The sequence below is a fragment of the Polynucleobacter sphagniphilus genome (assembly GCF_029892205.1).
In the GTDB taxonomy this organism is placed as follows: Bacteria; Pseudomonadota; Gammaproteobacteria; order Burkholderiales; family Burkholderiaceae; genus Polynucleobacter; species Polynucleobacter sphagniphilus.
In genome coordinates, this window is the sequence record NZ_JARXVX010000002.1 from 212002 (window position 1) to 228036 (window position 16035).

Sequence of the window (16035 nt, forward strand, 5' to 3'; positions counted from 1 at the left end):
TAACTTTTATTGCCATTCATTAACTTAAAGTTAATTATTTGAGATTCCAGTTTATTGCATTACATTATTATTGCGATGCAACATGCGGGCTTCGGCTGCTAAAGCCAAAATATTTGGATTCGATTCGTTAACCGTGAGGTACATCAGAGCAATACGCTGCACCACCTCATACCTGCCGAGCAAGGGGGTAAATTCAATGGAATCCCCCATTAGAGCCTTAACGCGCCCGGGGAGAATGGATCGCCCCATGCCACTAGCAACCATATTCATTAAAGAAAAAATATCCCCCACCTTCATCACCAGATTGGGCTTAAAGCCAGCTAGTTCAAATACCTCATAAAAACCAGAGGTAGTGGCGAAGCCATCATGCAGGGTGAGAAACTTTTCCTCCCTGTAGTGCGCCATATCTGCCTGTGGATTTGCAGGCTGCCGCCCTTTTGAGGAGGCTAAGAACAGGCGATCTTCAAATAGTGGGACTACTTGGACATCCTCTGCTAAGCCCGCTGAGGGGGTGGCTATGATGATTGCCTCAATACTTCCCTCGTAAAGTTTTTTCATCAAATCTTCGTTAGACCCGAGAAACAAATCAATATCAAGATCAGGACGTCGAATCTTTGTGCCCATGATCAACTTGGGAATAATGTTGGCCGTTAAGGAGTACATTGAACCAAGGCGAATTTGCCCAGACTCAATGCCAGCTTTTAAGCGCGTTCTCTTGATGATGCGTTCTACATCACTCAATAGATCTGAGGCGCTTTCCGCCAAATATAGCGCCGTAGGCAAAGGCTTTAATAAACGGCCCTCTCGGATAAATAAGGGGCAGCCAATACTCTCTTCGAGTGAATGCAGCGCCTTGTGAATGCTTACTGAGCTAAGCAGTAATTCATCGGCTGTTTTGCTTAAGCTACCAGTCCTGACAAAGGAGCACAGTATTTCTAGCTTGCGTAGCGTGACCTCTTCATGCGCCATGAATTACCGAGCTCTTTCTATTTATGCCAATTTTCGCTTAGAGACCAGAAACAAAACGATTCCACAGAAGATCATTGGGAGTGATAGCCACTGCCCCATAGAAAGTCCGAGCCCCAAAAGACCTAGAAATGAATCTGGCTCACGCGCAAATTCAGCTGCGAAGCGACAGATCCCATACCCCAACAGGAATAAGCCCGAAACTTTTCCAACGGCACGTGGCTTGCTTGCGTATACCCACAAAACAATACCAAGCAAGATACCTTCACCAAGCAATTGATAAATTTGCGAAGGGTGTCTTGGAATTGCATCTACCACTGGGAAGACCATGCCCCATGGAAGGTCGGTAGGTCGCCCCCACAGCTCACCATTGATGAAGTTACCCAAGCGTCCAAACGCTAAGCCAAACGGCACTAAGGGTGCAACTAAATCACTCACAACAAAAAAAGTAGTTTTCTTTTTATAAGCAAACCACTGTAGAGCAATCAATACACCTAACAGGCCGCCATGAAAAGACATGCCCCCTTCCCAAATTTTTAGGATACTGAGAGGATGTGAGAGATAAAAACTGGGCATATAAAACAGGGTGTAACCAATGCGACCACCCAAGACTACCCCCAGAACGCCTGCGAATAAAAGATCCTCTAAATCTTTATAAGTCCAACCCAAAGTTTGATATTGCGGCATCCGAATACGCAGTCGTCCCAACACTAAAAATTGTGCAAACGCCAAGAGGTACATTAATCCATACCAGTGAATGGCAAAAGATCCAATGCGAATGGCTGCTGGGTCAAACTGGGGATGTATCAACATAAAAAGGAGTCTTAACTTTTGGATTGATCGAAATTATGCAACTCATGGCCCAAGTCACGATAAGCCTTATAGCGATCACGTCCAGCGAGGCGCTCAGCCTCATTTACTGTGACCACCTCCACTATCCGCGGGAAACGCGCAACTAAAGCGGGTACATCGTCTGGCATGCGCATACCCAAGTGAATCAGTATGTCGGCGTGGGGAATGGCACTTAAAGTCGAAGGTGAGCAATCCATACTCAAAACAATTGGTGTTTCGATAGCCGCTTCATCTTCTATAAAACAATGGGGTAAAAATTCAGTACTGCTGAATATCCAAAGGAGCTCGTCTAATTTTTGGAGATCCGCTTTCTCACCGACCATCACAATATTTCGAACGGGCTCGCCTATCGGAGTGGCACTCCAAATCTTGCGCGTCAAACGACACGCGTACTCAAGCTTATCGCTCACATTGCTATGAAAATCAATCCGGGCCATATTGAACTAATTACCTTGCTTCAAGCAAGTAGTTCAACAGCAAAGGCACAGGGCGACCTGTTGCACCTTTTGCCGCCCCGCTTTTCCATGCTGTTCCAGCAATATCCAGATGCGCCCATTTGTACTTCTCAGTAAAGCGGGAGAGAAAACAAGCCGCAGTAATGCTGCCTGCTGGGCGGCCACCAATATTGGCTACATCCGCAAAATTTGATTTAAGCTGCTCATGATAAGCAGCATCAAGCGGCAAACGCCACACCGTATCCAATGAAGTCTGACCAGCCTTACTTAAGGCATCCACCAACTCTTGGTCGTCCGAGAACAGGCCACTATGAACATGACCCAATGCAATCACACAGGCACCCGTTAATGTCGCAACGTCAATCACTGCCTTTGGCTTAAAGCGTTCCACATAGGTTAAAGCGTCGCATAAAATCAAACGACCTTCAGCATCGGTATTGAGAATTTCAATCGTTTGACCAGACATACTCTTCACAATATCCCCGGGACGACTTGCGCCACCCGATGGCATATTTTCACAAGTAGGAACCACACCAATCACGTTCTTCTTGAGCTTCATGAGGGCTACGGCATACATGGTACCAATCACTGAAGCAGCTCCACACATGTCGTACTTCATCTCATCCATGGCCTCGCCTGGCTTGAGAGAAATCCCCCCAGTATCAAAAGTAATCCCCTTGCCAACCAACACGATCGGCGCCTCTCCGGCTTTACCGCCCTGATGACGCATCACAATAAATTGCGGCGGTGTATCTGAACCCTTGGCAACCGCTAAAAAAGATCCCATACCCAAAGCTTCAATCTGCTTTAGACCCAAGACTTCTACTTTTAAATCCGTCTTTTTACTTAAGCCCTGAGCAGTCTTGCCAAGGTATGTAGGTGTACAGATATTAGGTGGTAAATTGCCAAGATCTTTTGCCAAATTCATACCCTCAACTAGGGCACTGCCTTCTGCAATTGCAGATTTAATGGCTTTAGCGCAGGCTTCATTACCAGCAAAGGTGAGTTGCGCAAATGAGTCGGCTGCATCCTTCGCTTTAAATTTAAGTGCTGGCTGACGAACCCCAAAGCGATAGGTCTGATCACCCGCATATTGGATAGTCAGGCGCACCTCCTGCTCAACATTATCTTGACTTACGTCTAACGCAAAGCTAGGGACATACCAAAGTGCATTTTTAATTGAGCCGCCACTCAATGCCTTTAAACCAGCACGTGCAATCTTGGCGTAAATATCCAAACCCCTGGATTTCACAAACTCACCTAAACCAATTAATAAAACGCGTTTCGCTTTGACGCCATGAGTGGCCCAGGTTTTTTCAGCTCTGATCATGCATGCATTAGCCTGCTTGCCATCCAAATCTCCAAGTGCTTGAGCACTGGCTACTGAACCACCCAAAAGACGATCTAATTCGACCAATAAACCAGTTTTCGACTTTGGATTAGCTAGCGCATCTACATCGGACTTGGAATACGCCAATACCAAGCAATCGGATGATTGCGACAAAAGCATGAGGAGGCTGGCTTTTTGTTCTTTGGAATGTTGCAGGTCAGCCAGAGGAAAAATCTTGTTGCTAAATTGAATTGTCATAATAAATGGCGATTTTTGGGGTGGATAAGTCGATTCAAAGGAGGAAAATTCATTTTTATCCATTATCCTCCGACATGCGGCTTTCGCCTTTCATTATCCAAAAACCGCTTTTTGGGCTAGAAATCTAAAATAAACTACAAAACAGTCAAAATCTCAATAATCGCCCGATTTAAATACCATTCATGATCTTTAACCAATCCCTTCGCCGCGAGCTCAGCTTTACAACGGGCGGGGTATTTTTGGTTTTAATCACCATCATGATTACTACCCTGGTGATTCGTATTCTGGGATTTGCTGCCAACGGCACGGTGAACCCCCAAGATGCCTTTGTCTTGATTGCCTTAGCTACCCTGGGCTACACAGCGGTTCTATTAACCGTCTCTTTATTTGTCGCAGTATTAATCGTATTGGTGCGATGGTACAAAGATTCGGAAATGATTGTCTGGTTTGCTAGCGGGCTGAGCGTAACTAATTTAATTCGCCCAATTTTGCAATTTGCTACACCTTTAATTGTTGTGATCGCATTACTGGCCCTTTTTGTTTGGCCTTGGTCTAATCGTGAATCCACCTTAATTAGTCAACGCTTTCAACAGCGCGATGACGTTTCGATGGTAACGGCAGGTCAATTTAAGGAATCGGCAAAGTCTCCAAGAGTCTTTTTTATCGAAGAGCTTGATATTGAAAAAAGCGAAGTAAAAAATATCTTCGTGGCCGATTCAAAGAATGGGCGTATGAATATTGCAGTTGCAGCGAACGGCTATATTCAGAATTCAGAAGGCGGAGAAAAATCAATCATCTTGCACAACGGTCGCCGCTATGAGGGCCAACCAACACAGCCTGATTTTAGGATTCTAGAATTTGACGATTACTCAACCAAGATTCGTAGCAAAGAATCTTTAGACCCCCCTCCTCGGGACCGAGAGAAGTCGGTTATGGATTTATTAAATGATCCTAATCCGCAGGCAAAAAACCCCAATCAAGCAGAACTGCTTTGGCGTATTGGCCTCCCGCTGATGGCACTTGGCCTGGTGTTGATTGCTATTCCATTGGCTTATGTCAACCCAAGGTTAGGTAACTACACCGCCATGTTTTATGCGGTATTGCTTTACTTAATCTATAGCAACCTGCTTAACCTCACTCAAAATTTTGTGTCACAAGGAAAGATCAGCGTATTGGTTGGTATTTGGCCCATCCATGCCTTGGCACTATGCATGGCCTTTGTCTTGATACGCAATCGAATCAATCCGTCCCTAAAGTGGTGGCAACGACAATTGCCAACAATCAAAGGGCGTAAATGAAATTATTGTTTCCTTACATATATGAGCGTTATTTAGCAAAGCAAATTTATGTTGCCTTTGCATTCATCTTATTTGCACTGGTAGCGCTCTTTTTATTTTTTGACATCCTCAGTGAGTTAGGCTCAGTAAAAGGTGGATACACTCTGCCACTTGCACTGTTACATGTGCTACTAAAGGCGCCAAGCCGAGTATCTGAAATTATTCCTGTTGCGGGCTTAATTGGCAGTATTTATGTTTTTGCAATGCTAGCAAGTCAGTCTGAATTTACGATTTTAAGAATCGCTGGTTTAGATGCAAAACGAGGCATCATGACTTTAGCCAAGATCGCAACTCCATTAATTTTACTAACCCTATTAATGAGTGAGCTGGTAGGCCCCTATTCTGAATCTTTGTCAGAACAAATTCGGGTGAAAGCGCTAGGCTCAGCTTATGAATCAGAGTTCAAAACTGGAGTCTGGGTCAAGGATCGCTTGCGCAATGATGATGGCAATGGACCCGTTCGACCAGGGGTTCGCTATGTCAATGTCGGAAAAATAGGGGGTGATAACGAGATCCTTAATATTCGCATGTATGAATTTGATGCGCGCTATCATCTACTCTCGATTCGCTCGGCAGCCTCAGGGCGTTTTGATCATTCGGGCACCTGGATCTTAGATGATGTCACCGAGACCCGCTTTACAGAGACGAAGCAAGCAGATCCCTTAAATCCAGTCTATTCTGCACAAACCTTGACGCATCCGATAGTCACCCTCCAATCTGAAGTGACACCCCAAATTCTGAGCGTCCTACTGGTCAGCCCCGAGAAAATGTCGATTGTTAGCCTAGGGCGCTTCATCTCTCATTTAAAAGAGAATAATCAAGATGCCCATCGTCAGTTAATTGCGTTCTGGAAAAAAGTAATTTATCCATTCACCATCTTTGTCATGCTGACTTTGGCACTCCCTTTTGCTTACATGAAAGTGCGAGCTGGTGGTGTAGGCATCAAAGTATTTGGCGGCATCATGCTGGGTATGAGTTTTCAGCTTTTCAACTCCTTGTTCTCTAATATCGGCATCCTTGGTGCCTGGCCTGCAGTGGTGACGGCAGCTATGCCTCCCCTCTTATATTTCTGTTTAGCGATTGTTTCCTTAAATCGAGTTTCTCGGGTTTAATGCCCTAAAATAATATAGAATTTGATTTCTATATCTATGTAGATATATAGATCGGAATCAATATGAACCTGCATCAATTTCGTTTTGTACGCGAAGCGGTACGACAAAACTTTAATCTGACGACAGCTGCCAAAGCCCTCTTCACTTCTCAGCCGGGAGTTTCCAAGGCCATTATTGAATTGGAGGATGAGCTCGGCGTTGAAATCTTTCGACGCCACGGCAAGCGCATACGCTCTCTTACAGAGCCTGGCAAGCGCATCTTGGTTTCGATTGAGCGCATTTTGGATGAAGTCGAAACACTCAAGCGCGTCGGTAAAGACTTTGCCAGCCAAGATCAAGGCAGCTTTGTCATTGCCACTACCCACACTCAAGCGCGCTATGCTCTGCCGAAAGTGCTGACAGAATTTACCAAGCGCTTTCCAAAGGTCCGGGTCAGCATTCAGCAAGGTAACCCCGGTCAAATTGCAGAGCTCTTAATTCATGATCGTGCAGACATCGCTATTGCTACAGAAGGCATTGCCAATACACCCGGTGTACTAGCGCTCCCAGGCTACCAATGGCAGCATGTCATCATGGTGCCATTAAGCCACCCGCTTCTTAATCAAGCTAGCATTACCCTGGAAGAAATTGCCAAGTATCCGATCATTACTTATGACAAAGCTTTTGCTGGACGCAGCAAAATTGATGCGGCATTCGCCCAGCGCAATTTAAGTCCCGATATTGTTCTGGAGGCAATTGATGCCGACGTGATTAAAACCTATGTAGAAACGGGTATGGGTGTCGGGATTGTATCGGGGCTGGCGCATGATGCCGAACGTGATCGCAATCTTAAGGTGATTCCAGTGGGGCACTTGTTTGGCAACAACGTCACTCATCTCGGTGTAAAACAAGGCGCCTATCTGCGCTCTTTTGTCTTCACTTTTATTGAACTCTTCTCACCCACCCTCACAAAGAAAATAGTTGAGCAAGCAATGTCGAGCGAGTCGGAAACTTACGAGATCTAAAATTTTTGAGGGAATCAAGAGGGCAATGGCCATCTGAATTGGTGCCCCGGGGCGGACTCGAACCGCCACGCCTTGCGGCACCGGATTTTGAGTCCGGCACGTCTACCAATTCCATCACCGGGGCAGGTGTTTGCAGTGGAAATTCTGCTTAATTAACTACTTTGTTGCTGCTAAGACATAAGAGTGTAACAAAAAATGCTTGGCTCCCCCTACCTTTGCTTGGTAAGCCCTTAAAATAGAGTCCTATAGCCAAATTATTAAGAGGACTTACTGTATGGCCGGCCATTCAAAATGGGCCAATATTCAACACCGCAAAGGTCGTCAAGATGAGAAACGCGGGAAGATTTGGACCAAACTGATTAAAGAAATCACTGTTGCAGCTAAATTAGGCGGGGGAGATATCCCTACCAACCCGCGCTTGCGTCTTGCAATTGATAAAGCAAAAGATGCCAACATGCCCAACGACAACGTACAAAGAGCGATTGCCCGTGGTACAGGCTCCCTTGAGGGCGTGAACTACGAGGAAATTCGTTATGAGGGTTACGGAATTAATGGTGCTGCAATCATCGTCGATTGCATGACCGATAATCGCACTCGCACGGTTGCCGAAGTACGTCATGCATTTAATAAATATGGTGGCAATATGGGTACAGAAGGTTCAGTTGCCTTCCTATTTAAACATTGCGGTCAGATGCTCTTTGCACCCGGCACCAATGAAGATCAACTCATGGAAATAGCCCTGGATGCTGGTGCCGAGGATGTTATCAGTCATGACGATGGCTCTTTCGAGGTTTTAACACCAGTGCCTGAATTTACACAGGTGCAGGAAGTACTTGAGAGGGCTGGCCTGAAACCCGAATTAGCTACTGTCACCATGCGCCCTGAGACTGAAATCGCCTTGGATGCAGAACAGGCTGAAAGCATGCAGAAACTGTTAGATGCATTAGAGAACCTAGATGATGTTCAAGAAGTCTTCTCGAATGCCGCCATCTAAGCGGTGCCACTACAAACTATTCATTAATTTATTAAGCAAATTGTTATGAAAATTCTACTTATTGGATCTGGCGGACGCGAACATGCCCTTGCATGGAAATTGGCCCAATCATCTCAGGTGCAAACGGTTTATGTCGCACCTGGAAATGGCGGTACCGCCACAGCAAAACAAACCGCTGCAGGCATTGTGAATTTACCTATCAGCGACCTGCAAGGCCTAGCTGATTTTGCCAAACGTGAAAAAATTCATTTAACTGTTGTTGGCCCTGAAGCGCCTTTGGCTGCTGGTATTGTGGATGTATTCCGCAATAATGGTTTGCGTATTTTTGGACCAACACAATTAGCCGCCCAATTGGAGTCCTCTAAAGATTTTTCTAAAGCTTTTATGAAACGTCATGGCATTCCTACGGCAGACTATCAAACTTTCTCCAGTGCACTAGAGGCGCACGCCTATATTGATGCAAAAGGTGCGCCGATTGTGATTAAGGCTGATGGCTTAGCAGCCGGTAAAGGTGTTGTGGTTGCAATGACTGTAGATGAAGCGCATGCAGCAGTAGATATGATGTTGGCCAACAACAAGCTTGGTAACGCAGGCGCCCGTGTCGTGATTGAAGAATTTCTGACTGGTGAAGAAGCTAGCTTTATTGTTTTGGTTGACGGTAAAAATGTGCTCGCCTTGGCAACTAGCCAAGATCACAAGCGCTTGCTTGATGCCGATCAAGGCCCTAATACCGGGGGAATGGGCGCCTACTCCCCTGCCCCAGTGGTCACACCAGAGATTCATGCGCGCGCACTGCGCGAGGTAATCATGCCAACGGTGAAGGGTATGGAAGCAGATGGCATTCCCTATACCGGCTTCTTGTATGCTGGCCTCATGATTTCTCCGGATGGAAAAATTAAAACCCTAGAATTTAATTGTCGTATGGGCGATCCTGAAACGCAACCAATCATGGCGCGCTTGCGCAGTGATTTGGTAAACGCTTTAGATCACGCCGTCGATGGCAAACTCAATGAAGTTGAACTCGAATGGGATCGCCGCACAGCCTTAGGGGTAGTGCTGGCTGCGCATAACTATCCGGATACCCCACGCAATGGCGATGTGATTACTGGCATTCCGGCGGATACAGAAGATCAATTAAGCTTTCATGCTGGCACCAAACTTCAGGATGACAAGTTGGTCACTTCTGGTGGCCGTGTGATGTGCGTGGTTGGTTTAGCCGATACCGTACGTGGCGCTCAACAAAAAGCATATGACGCGATTGCAAAAATTCACTTTGATGGCATGCAATACCGCACAGATATTGGCTATCGCGCCGTTAAATAAAGAACATCTTGTCTTCAAGCACACACACTCAAATCGACATTGCCGCCCTAAAAAATTACTTTTTGGGTTTGCAGGATCGCATTACTAGCGCAATGAGTGCGCTCGATGGCAAAGCCTTCGTTGCCGATGAGTGGCACAAACCCGAAGATAGCAAGCTGAAAGGGTATGGGCGCACCTGTATTTTGGACGGTGGCTCGATCCTAGAAAAAGGTGGCGTAGGTTTTTCACATGTCCGTGGCGAACAGATGCCACCCTCAGCATCTCATCACCGCCCAGAAATAGCTGGTCGTAGTTTTGAGGCAATGGGGGTATCACTTGTTTTTCATCCCAACAATCCACATGTACCTACCACTCATATGAATGTGCGCTGCTTTATTGCGCAAGCGCCAGATCAAGAGCCGGTATGGTGGTTTGGGGGAGGTTTTGATTTAACCCCTTACTACGGGGTTGAGGAGGACTGCAGACACTTTCATCAAACCGCCAAGAATGCACTTGAACCTTTTGGTGAAGATCTCCACCCCCGCTTTAAAAAATGGTGTGATGAGTACTTCTATTTAAAACATCGCGAGGAACCTCGTGGTATTGGCGGCATCTTCTTTGATGACTTTAACTCCCTTGGATTTGAAGCCAGTTTTGCGATGACACGTGCTGTTGGAGATGCATTTGTTGATGCCTATTTGCCTATCGTTGAGAAGCGCTATAAAACACCTTTTACAGCGGCAGAAAAATCATTCCAAGAATATCGTCGTGGACGATATGTGGAATACAACCTCATTTTTGATCGCGGTACTATTTTTGGGTTGCACTCTGGTGGTCGCACAGAATCTATCCTGATGTCGATGCCTCCAGTGGTCCAATGGCGCTATAACTGGCAACCTGAACCAGGAACCCCAGAAGCACGGCTATACGATTTTTATTTAAAGCCGCGTGACTGGTTAGCTTAATTTGAATACCCTGAAGAAAATTGGGATATTGGGTGGGACTTTTGATCCACCACATATTGGACACCTCAAACTTGCAACCCATTTTGCCAAACTGCTCCACTTAGATGAATTGCTGCTCATCCCGAGTGGTCAACCATGGCAAAAAAGCGACACCATCACATCTGCTCAAGTGCGCTTTAGTTTGATTGAGGCTGCTGCCATCGATTTAGCTAGGGCTTTTCTGTATTTGAAGATTCCAACCAAAATCGGGGTAGATCGGATTGAGATTGATCGGGCTGGCCCGAGCTACGCAATCGATACCGCGCTTTCACTTAGGGAGCGTTACGGCAAAGACGCTAGCCTCATTTGGTTAATGGGGGCAGACTCCCTAATTGGGCTGCCCAGTTGGAAATCTTGGAAAGACCTGATCAATCAAGTCAATATTGCTGCAGCCAGCCGACCCCATCATGATCTACAGAAAGAATTGAGCCCAGAAATGGCGCAATTACTGAAAAACCAAGGTGCCAATGGGCTTGAGGTACTTGCAAATCAAGCATATGGCCACATATATATTGATAACAAGCTTTCGATCGATCTCTCATCTACCGAACTGAGAAATCACCTTAAAACAAGCGCTCGGACTACGGTGGCCTCCGAGCAAATCCCTGCACATGCTTTTGAAATCATCACAAATCTAGGCTTATATCAATAATCAAGCTAAGATCACCCTATAAAGATAACTGAGAAATTATGGAATTACGCAAATTACAACGTGTCATCATTGACGCACTAGAGGACGTCAAGGCGCAAGATATTCGCGTCTATGACACCACCAAATTAAGCGAGCTATTTGATCGGGTCATTATTGCCACTGGCTCTAGTAATCGCCAAACGCGCTCTTTGGCGATGTCCGTTAAAGAGGATGTGAATGCCAAGGGCGGCGAAGTCATTTCTGTTGAAGGCTTGGAAACTGGTGAATGGGTTTTGGTCGACTGCGGAGATATCGTTGTTCATATTCTGCAACCGATGCTGCGCTCATACTATCAACTTGAGGGTATGTGGGGTGCAAAACCGGTCCGAGTGAAGCTGGCTGGCGAAAAGGGCTTAGTGAAAGCAAGTGAGTCTAATGATGAGGATGACGATTAAGTCTTCTCATCTTTAGTTCCTAACTGGTTCAATTGGGCTCATGCGCTTAACAATCGTTTCCGTTGGTCATAAGATGCCAGACTGGGTGATAGCTGCTACCCATGATTACATCAAGCGCATGCCTGCCGATTGCAGCATTGAAATTAAAGAGATCAAGCCAGACTTAACGCCCGCTAAAGAGGCAATTAAAATCGCTGCGGCAATACCAAAAGGTTCACGAGTCATTGCACTTGATGAGCGCGGCAAAGATCAAACCACCCAAAATCTAGCCACTCAATTAGCGAACTGGCGACAAGAGGGTTTTGATATTACCTTCTTAATTGGTGGTGCTGATGGTTTAGATCCAAGCGTCAAGCAGACAGCGCAAGCCATGTGGCGCTTATCAAGCTTAACCTTGCCCCACGCCATGGCACGCGTTCTGTTGGTTGAGCAGCTATATCGAGCCTGGACGATTCTGCAGGGACACCCCTATCATCGTGAATAATCATTCCTTCATCTATCTCGCCTCTCAGAGTCCACGCCGGCAAGAGCTTCTCAAGCAGTTAGGGGTGCAATTTGAGATGCTGCTGCCAAGTCCCGAGGAAGATAGCGAGTCTATCGAGATACCCCTGCCCCATGAAAAAGCCCGTGACTATGTAGAACGTGTCACCTTGGCCAAAAGTACTGCGGCCTTGCAACGCTGGAAGGAGCGTCAATTACCTTGGGCCCCAATCTTATGTGCAGATACTACCGTTAGCCTGCCAGATGATCCCAAAGGAGAAATCCTAGGTAAACCAGCAGATGCATTGGATGCAGATCGCATTTTGACCATGCTCAGCGGCAAAGTACATGAAGTACTCACTGCGGTTGCGATCACGCCTGCCCTAGACTTCAAGCCACTGTGCATCGTGCAAGTTTCGAAAGTTCAATTTGCCGCGCTTTCAGAGCAGGATATAGCCACTTATATTGCCAGCGGTGAGCCATTTGGCAAGGCTGGCGCCTATGGCATTCAGGGTCTTGGGGGATCACTCATCCCCAGCATTGAAGGCAGCTATAGCGGTATTATGGGACTTCCGCTACATGAAACCAGAGAGCTACTCAATCGCGCTAAAGTGACACGCAAATGAATGAAGAGATACTGATTAACATCACCCCCCAAGAAACTCGGGTTGCACTCATTCAACAAGGCGCTGTCCAAGAATTGCAAATTGAGCGTACTCGTCAACGCGGCATCGTTGGCAATATTTATTTAGCAAAAGTAGTACGCGTTCTCCCTGGAATGCAGTCTGCTTTTATTGAGATTGGTCTCGAGCGCACTGCATTTATACATGTTGCTGACATCACCCAAAACAATCCACAGGCTCAAATAGAAAAACTGCTATTTGAAGGTCAAACTTTGCTAGTGCAAGTTTTAAAAGATCCTCTAGGGACTAAAGGCGCTAGATTAACAACCCAACTGAGCATTGCCGGCAGAAATCTAGTGTATCTCCCACCTGCTGGTAGCGATCTTGCGGTAGAAAAATATATTGGCGTATCTCAGCGCATCGATCAACCAGAAGATCGTGAGGCTATTAAGGCCCGCTTAGCGCGTTTAATGCCTCCTGATGAGAAAGGGGGTCTAATTGTGCGCACCAGCGCACAAGATGCCAGCGATAGCGAACTTGAGCATGACATGCATTACCTACGAACGACTTGGCAAAATATTCGGGCGGCAGCCAATCATCAAGCTGCACCAGCACTGCTTTACCAAGACCTCAGTCTCGCTGAGCGGGTTTTACGAGATGTCGCTGGCGAAGATACATCTCAAATTCGGGTGGACTCGGCAGAGAATTTTGAAAAGTTAAAAGCGTTTGCCACGCTCTATATGCCAAATCTTTTGGATAAATTAACCCTGCATCGTGGTGAGCGCGCCCTGTTTGATTTATTTGATGTTGATGCCGAAATCAATAAGGCGCTGGGACGTCGCGTTGATCTTAAGTCTGGCGGTTATCTCATGATTGATCAAACGGAGTCCATGACGACTGTTGACGTCAATACCGGAAGTTATGTTGGGGCACGCAATCTCGATGACACGGTCTTTAAAACCAACTTAGAAGCAGCCCAAGCAATTGCACGCCAGCTCCGTCTGCGCAACTTAGGCGGTATTATCATCATTGATTTTATTGACATGCTTGGCAAAGACTACCAAGAGTTAGTTTTACATGAACTCAAACGTAATCTAGAGCGTGATCATGCAAGAACTTCAGTCAGTGATTTTTCCGCTCTTGGTTTGGTTGAGATGACTCGCAAGCGTACCCGTGAATCGTTAGCACATATTACCTGTGAGCCTTGTTCTAGCTGCGCTGGCAAAGGCGAGGTAAAAACTGCACAAACCATCTGCTATGAGATTTTTCGAGAAATTGTCCGTGAACATCGTCAATTCAACCCGAGAGAATTTCGAATTGTGGCTGCACCCGATGTCATTGATTTATTCCTTGAAGAAGAAAATCAATTCTTAGCTCAATTAGGCGACTTTATTAATAAGCCAATCAAACTTCAATCAGAAAGTAGTTTCCGCCAAGAGCAATACGATATCGTTTTAAGTTAAGCATTCGAAAACTGGATGCGGTGCAAGTTAGCATACAAACCATCACGCCCAATCAGCTCAGCATGCGAACCGGCTTCTGCGATCTCGCCTTGCTCTAAAACCACTATTCGATTGGCATGTTCAATAGTCGACAAGCGGTGTGCAATGACTAGAGTCGTTCTGCCAACCATGAGGTGCTCTAAAGCATCCTGAACCTGACGCTCAGACTCCGAATCCAAAGCCGAAGTAGCCTCATCCAAAATTAAGATGGGTGCATCTTTATATATTGCCCTAGCAATAGCGAGACGTTGACGCTGACCGCCAGATAAACGATTACCGTTATCCCCAATCAAAGTATCTATACCTTCAGGCAGCTCCTGCATCAGGGCAGACAGATTAGCAGCCTCCAAAGCCTTGATGACACGAGCACGATCCACCCCTTCATCGCCCACTGCACCATATGCCACATTGGCTGCAATAGTGTCATTAAATAAAATCACATCCTGGCTAACAAATGCGATTTGCTTTCTGAGGTCTGACAAACGAATTTGATCCAAGGGAATACCATCTAACAAGATGCGCCCACTAGTAGGTATATAAAAACGTGGAATGAGACTTACCAGAGTTGATTTACCACCACCGGATGGGCCCACAAACGCTACTACTTCGCCCGGTTCAATTGTTAAGTTAATTTCCTTTAGCGCATCTTGTCGCCCTACTTCCTGCGCATAAGAAAATCCAACATGCTCAAATGTAATGGCACCACTAGCTTTATCCAAGCTTTGCATTGCTTGCTGCCGCCCCTCATCTTCCTCAATCGGCTCATCCATCATGGCAAAGATCATTTCTGCGGCAGTTAAGCCTCGCTGTAGTGGTTGATTGACATCAGCCAAATGTTTTAGCGGCGAAATGACTAACATCATTGCGGTAATAAAAGCTGCAAACCCACCAACAGTCGTACCTTCAGAGGTAGACTGCATCAAGGCAATCACCAAAACAATGGACAGTGCCATAGAGGCAATCAACTGTGTAATGGGTTGATTTAAACCGCCAGCTACCGCTGATTTCATGGCAAATTGGCGTAAGCGTTCAGCCTTATTCATGAAGCGCCGCATCTCATACTCTTCTGCACCATGCACTTTGACAACTTTATATCCAGCCGCAGATTCTTCAACGATATATGCAAGGTCACTGGTTAAGGTTTGCTGCTCACGATTTAGAGACCGTAGGCGACGATTAATTTTGCTCATAATGAGCGCAATGACCGGGAAAATAACCAAGACAACTAGCGTCAATTTCCAGTTCAAATAAATCAGATAACCCATTAAACCAACTACGGTGAGAGAATCGCGCACCAAACTAATCAGCATGCTGCCCATAATGGTGAGTACGTTATTCACCTCAAAAACCACTGCATTAATTAAGTTGGAAGCAGAATTTTTCTGAAAAAAGGCTGTTTTAGCGCGCAGCAAAGTATGAAACATTTGCTCTCGTAGCTTTAAAAGCACTTCATTAATCACGCGAGTTAATAAATAATTAGATAAAAATTGAGCCAAACTACGTACTAGAGCCAAGCCAACCAAAAATACCGGCACCTGCCAGAGCTTGCTATTTAATTGGCCTGTGAAGCCACGATCCAGCAAAGGCTTCATTAAGGCAGGGATGGAGGTTTCAGCGCCCGCCACCAAAGCCATAGCCAATAAAGACCCAATAATCAGGCCAATATGGGGTTTGAGGTAGGCAATTAAGCGATTTAGAGCAGTACGGTCTTGAGCATTCATATAATGAAT

At 46.0% G+C, this 16035-nt stretch carries 15 protein-coding genes, 1 tRNA gene and 1 pseudogene; 11 read left to right on the forward strand and 6 right to left on the reverse strand.

Annotated elements, in window-relative coordinates; translation table 11 throughout:
* Positions 1-51 precede the first annotated feature (51 nt).
* The 4 genes from M2125_RS05370 to M2125_RS05385 are packed head-to-tail and all read right to left on the reverse strand — an operon-like array spanning position 52 to position 3855.
* Positions 52-969: a LysR family transcriptional regulator gene (locus M2125_RS05370; RefSeq protein ID WP_076023551.1), complete on the reverse strand. Its 918-nt coding sequence runs from the start codon at positions 967-969 to the stop codon at positions 52-54.
* A 21-nt stretch (positions 970-990) separates the two neighbouring features.
* Positions 991-1779, reverse strand: coding sequence for a prolipoprotein diacylglyceryl transferase (gene lgt / locus M2125_RS05375; RefSeq protein WP_280742658.1), 789 nt, complete (start codon positions 1777-1779; stop codon positions 991-993).
* Between the two features lie 11 nt (positions 1780-1790).
* On the reverse strand, positions 1791-2255 hold the full coding sequence (locus M2125_RS05380) for a DNA polymerase III subunit chi (RefSeq protein WP_076023549.1): 465 nt from the start codon (positions 2253-2255) through the stop codon (positions 1791-1793).
* Between the two features lie 10 nt (positions 2256-2265).
* Positions 2266-3855 (reverse strand): leucyl aminopeptidase, encoded by a 1590-nt coding sequence (locus M2125_RS05385; RefSeq protein WP_425334239.1) that lies wholly within the window; start codon positions 3853-3855, stop codon positions 2266-2268.
* Positions 3856-4043: 188 nt separating this feature from the next.
* Between M2125_RS05385 and lptF the strand changes: the two genes are divergently transcribed.
* The 3 genes from lptF (at position 4044) to M2125_RS05400 (ending at position 7314) form a co-directional block, all read left to right on the forward strand.
* Complete coding sequence (lptF, locus tag M2125_RS05390) at positions 4044-5159, forward strand: LPS export ABC transporter permease LptF (RefSeq protein ID WP_076023548.1); 1116 nt, start codon at positions 4044-4046, stop codon at positions 5157-5159.
* Positions 5156-6310 carry an LPS export ABC transporter permease LptG gene (gene lptG, locus M2125_RS05395; protein WP_076023547.1) on the forward strand — a complete coding sequence of 385 codons (1155 nt, stop codon included), beginning with the start codon at positions 5156-5158 and terminating at the stop codon, positions 6308-6310. Before lptF ends, lptG begins: the two co-directional genes overlap by 4 nt.
* A gap of 62 nt (positions 6311-6372) precedes the next feature.
* Positions 6373-7314, forward strand: coding sequence for a CysB family HTH-type transcriptional regulator (locus tag M2125_RS05400; RefSeq protein ID WP_076023546.1), 942 nt, complete (start codon positions 6373-6375; stop codon positions 7312-7314).
* 39 nt (positions 7315-7353) lie between these two features.
* On the opposite strand, the gene M2125_RS05405 is transcribed toward M2125_RS05400, so the two are convergent.
* Positions 7354-7438 (reverse strand) — tRNA-Leu (locus tag M2125_RS05405).
* A 150-nt stretch (positions 7439-7588) separates the two neighbouring features.
* Between M2125_RS05405 and M2125_RS05410 the strand changes: the two genes are divergently transcribed.
* The 8 genes and pseudogenes from M2125_RS05410 to rng all read left to right on the forward strand — a co-directional run bounded on the left by M2125_RS05410 (position 7589) and on the right by rng (position 14266).
* A complete protein-coding gene (locus M2125_RS05410) occupies positions 7589-8308 on the forward strand; it encodes a YebC/PmpR family DNA-binding transcriptional regulator (protein ID WP_076023545.1) in 720 nt (239 codons plus the stop codon).
* Between the two features lie 45 nt (positions 8309-8353).
* Complete coding sequence (gene purD / locus M2125_RS05415; RefSeq protein WP_280742660.1) at positions 8354-9631, forward strand: phosphoribosylamine--glycine ligase; 1278 nt, start codon at positions 8354-8356, stop codon at positions 9629-9631.
* A gap of 32 nt (positions 9632-9663) precedes the next feature.
* Positions 9664-10575, forward strand: a complete 912-nt coding sequence (gene hemF, locus M2125_RS05420; protein WP_277541749.1) for an oxygen-dependent coproporphyrinogen oxidase — start codon at positions 9664-9666, stop codon at positions 10573-10575.
* A 1-nt stretch (position 10576) separates the two neighbouring features.
* The gene (locus M2125_RS05425) at positions 10577-11266 is read left to right on the forward strand and encodes a nicotinate-nucleotide adenylyltransferase (protein ID WP_277541692.1); all 690 of its coding nucleotides are present in this window, start codon (positions 10577-10579) and stop codon (positions 11264-11266) included.
* Between the two features lie 38 nt (positions 11267-11304).
* Positions 11305-11697 (forward strand): annotated as a pseudogene (gene rsfS, locus M2125_RS05430) (ribosome silencing factor); the annotation flags it as partial.
* A gap of 43 nt (positions 11698-11740) precedes the next feature.
* Positions 11741-12184 (forward strand): 23S rRNA (pseudouridine(1915)-N(3))-methyltransferase RlmH, encoded by a 444-nt coding sequence (gene rlmH, locus M2125_RS05435; protein WP_280742661.1) that lies wholly within the window; start codon positions 11741-11743, stop codon positions 12182-12184.
* Complete coding sequence (locus tag M2125_RS05440) at positions 12177-12806, forward strand: Maf family protein (protein ID WP_198929281.1); 630 nt, start codon at positions 12177-12179, stop codon at positions 12804-12806. The genes rlmH and M2125_RS05440 overlap by 8 nt, the downstream gene beginning before the upstream one ends.
* Positions 12803-14266: a ribonuclease G gene (gene rng, locus M2125_RS05445; RefSeq protein WP_076023541.1), complete on the forward strand. Its 1464-nt coding sequence runs from the start codon at positions 12803-12805 to the stop codon at positions 14264-14266. Before M2125_RS05440 ends, rng begins: the two co-directional genes overlap by 4 nt.
* On the opposite strand, the gene msbA is transcribed toward rng, so the two are convergent.
* Complete coding sequence (gene msbA / locus M2125_RS05450) at positions 14263-16026, reverse strand: lipid A export permease/ATP-binding protein MsbA (protein ID WP_076023831.1); 1764 nt, start codon at positions 16024-16026, stop codon at positions 14263-14265. The genes rng and msbA overlap by 4 nt on opposite strands.
* Positions 16027-16035: the final 9 nt, after the last annotated feature.

Bases quoted from the DNA above. Each gene is read 5' to 3' on its own strand.
- M2125_RS05410 (WP_076023545.1), top strand. From the start codon at position 7,589: ATGGCCGGCCATTCAAAATGGGCCAATATTCAACACCGCAAAGGTCGT.
- M2125_RS05370 (WP_076023551.1), bottom strand. From the start codon at position 969: ATGGCGCATGAAGAGGTCACGCTACGCAAGCTAGAAATACTGTGCTCC.
- M2125_RS05400 (WP_076023546.1), top strand. From the start codon at position 6,373: ATGAACCTGCATCAATTTCGTTTTGTACGCGAAGCGGTACGACAAAAC.
- lptG (WP_076023547.1), top strand. From the start codon at position 5,156: ATGAAATTATTGTTTCCTTACATATATGAGCGTTATTTAGCAAAGCAA.
- rng (WP_076023541.1), top strand. From the start codon at position 12,803: ATGAATGAAGAGATACTGATTAACATCACCCCCCAAGAAACTCGGGTT.
- lgt (WP_280742658.1), bottom strand. From the start codon at position 1,779: ATGTTGATACATCCCCAGTTTGACCCAGCAGCCATTCGCATTGGATCT.
- msbA (WP_076023831.1), bottom strand. From the start codon at position 16,026: ATGAATGCTCAAGACCGTACTGCTCTAAATCGCTTAATTGCCTACCTC.
- M2125_RS05380 (WP_076023549.1), bottom strand. From the start codon at position 2,255: ATGGCCCGGATTGATTTTCATAGCAATGTGAGCGATAAGCTTGAGTAC.
- rlmH (WP_280742661.1), top strand. From the start codon at position 11,741: ATGCGCTTAACAATCGTTTCCGTTGGTCATAAGATGCCAGACTGGGTG.
- lptF (WP_076023548.1), top strand. From the start codon at position 4,044: ATGATCTTTAACCAATCCCTTCGCCGCGAGCTCAGCTTTACAACGGGC.
- purD (WP_280742660.1), top strand. From the start codon at position 8,354: ATGAAAATTCTACTTATTGGATCTGGCGGACGCGAACATGCCCTTGCA.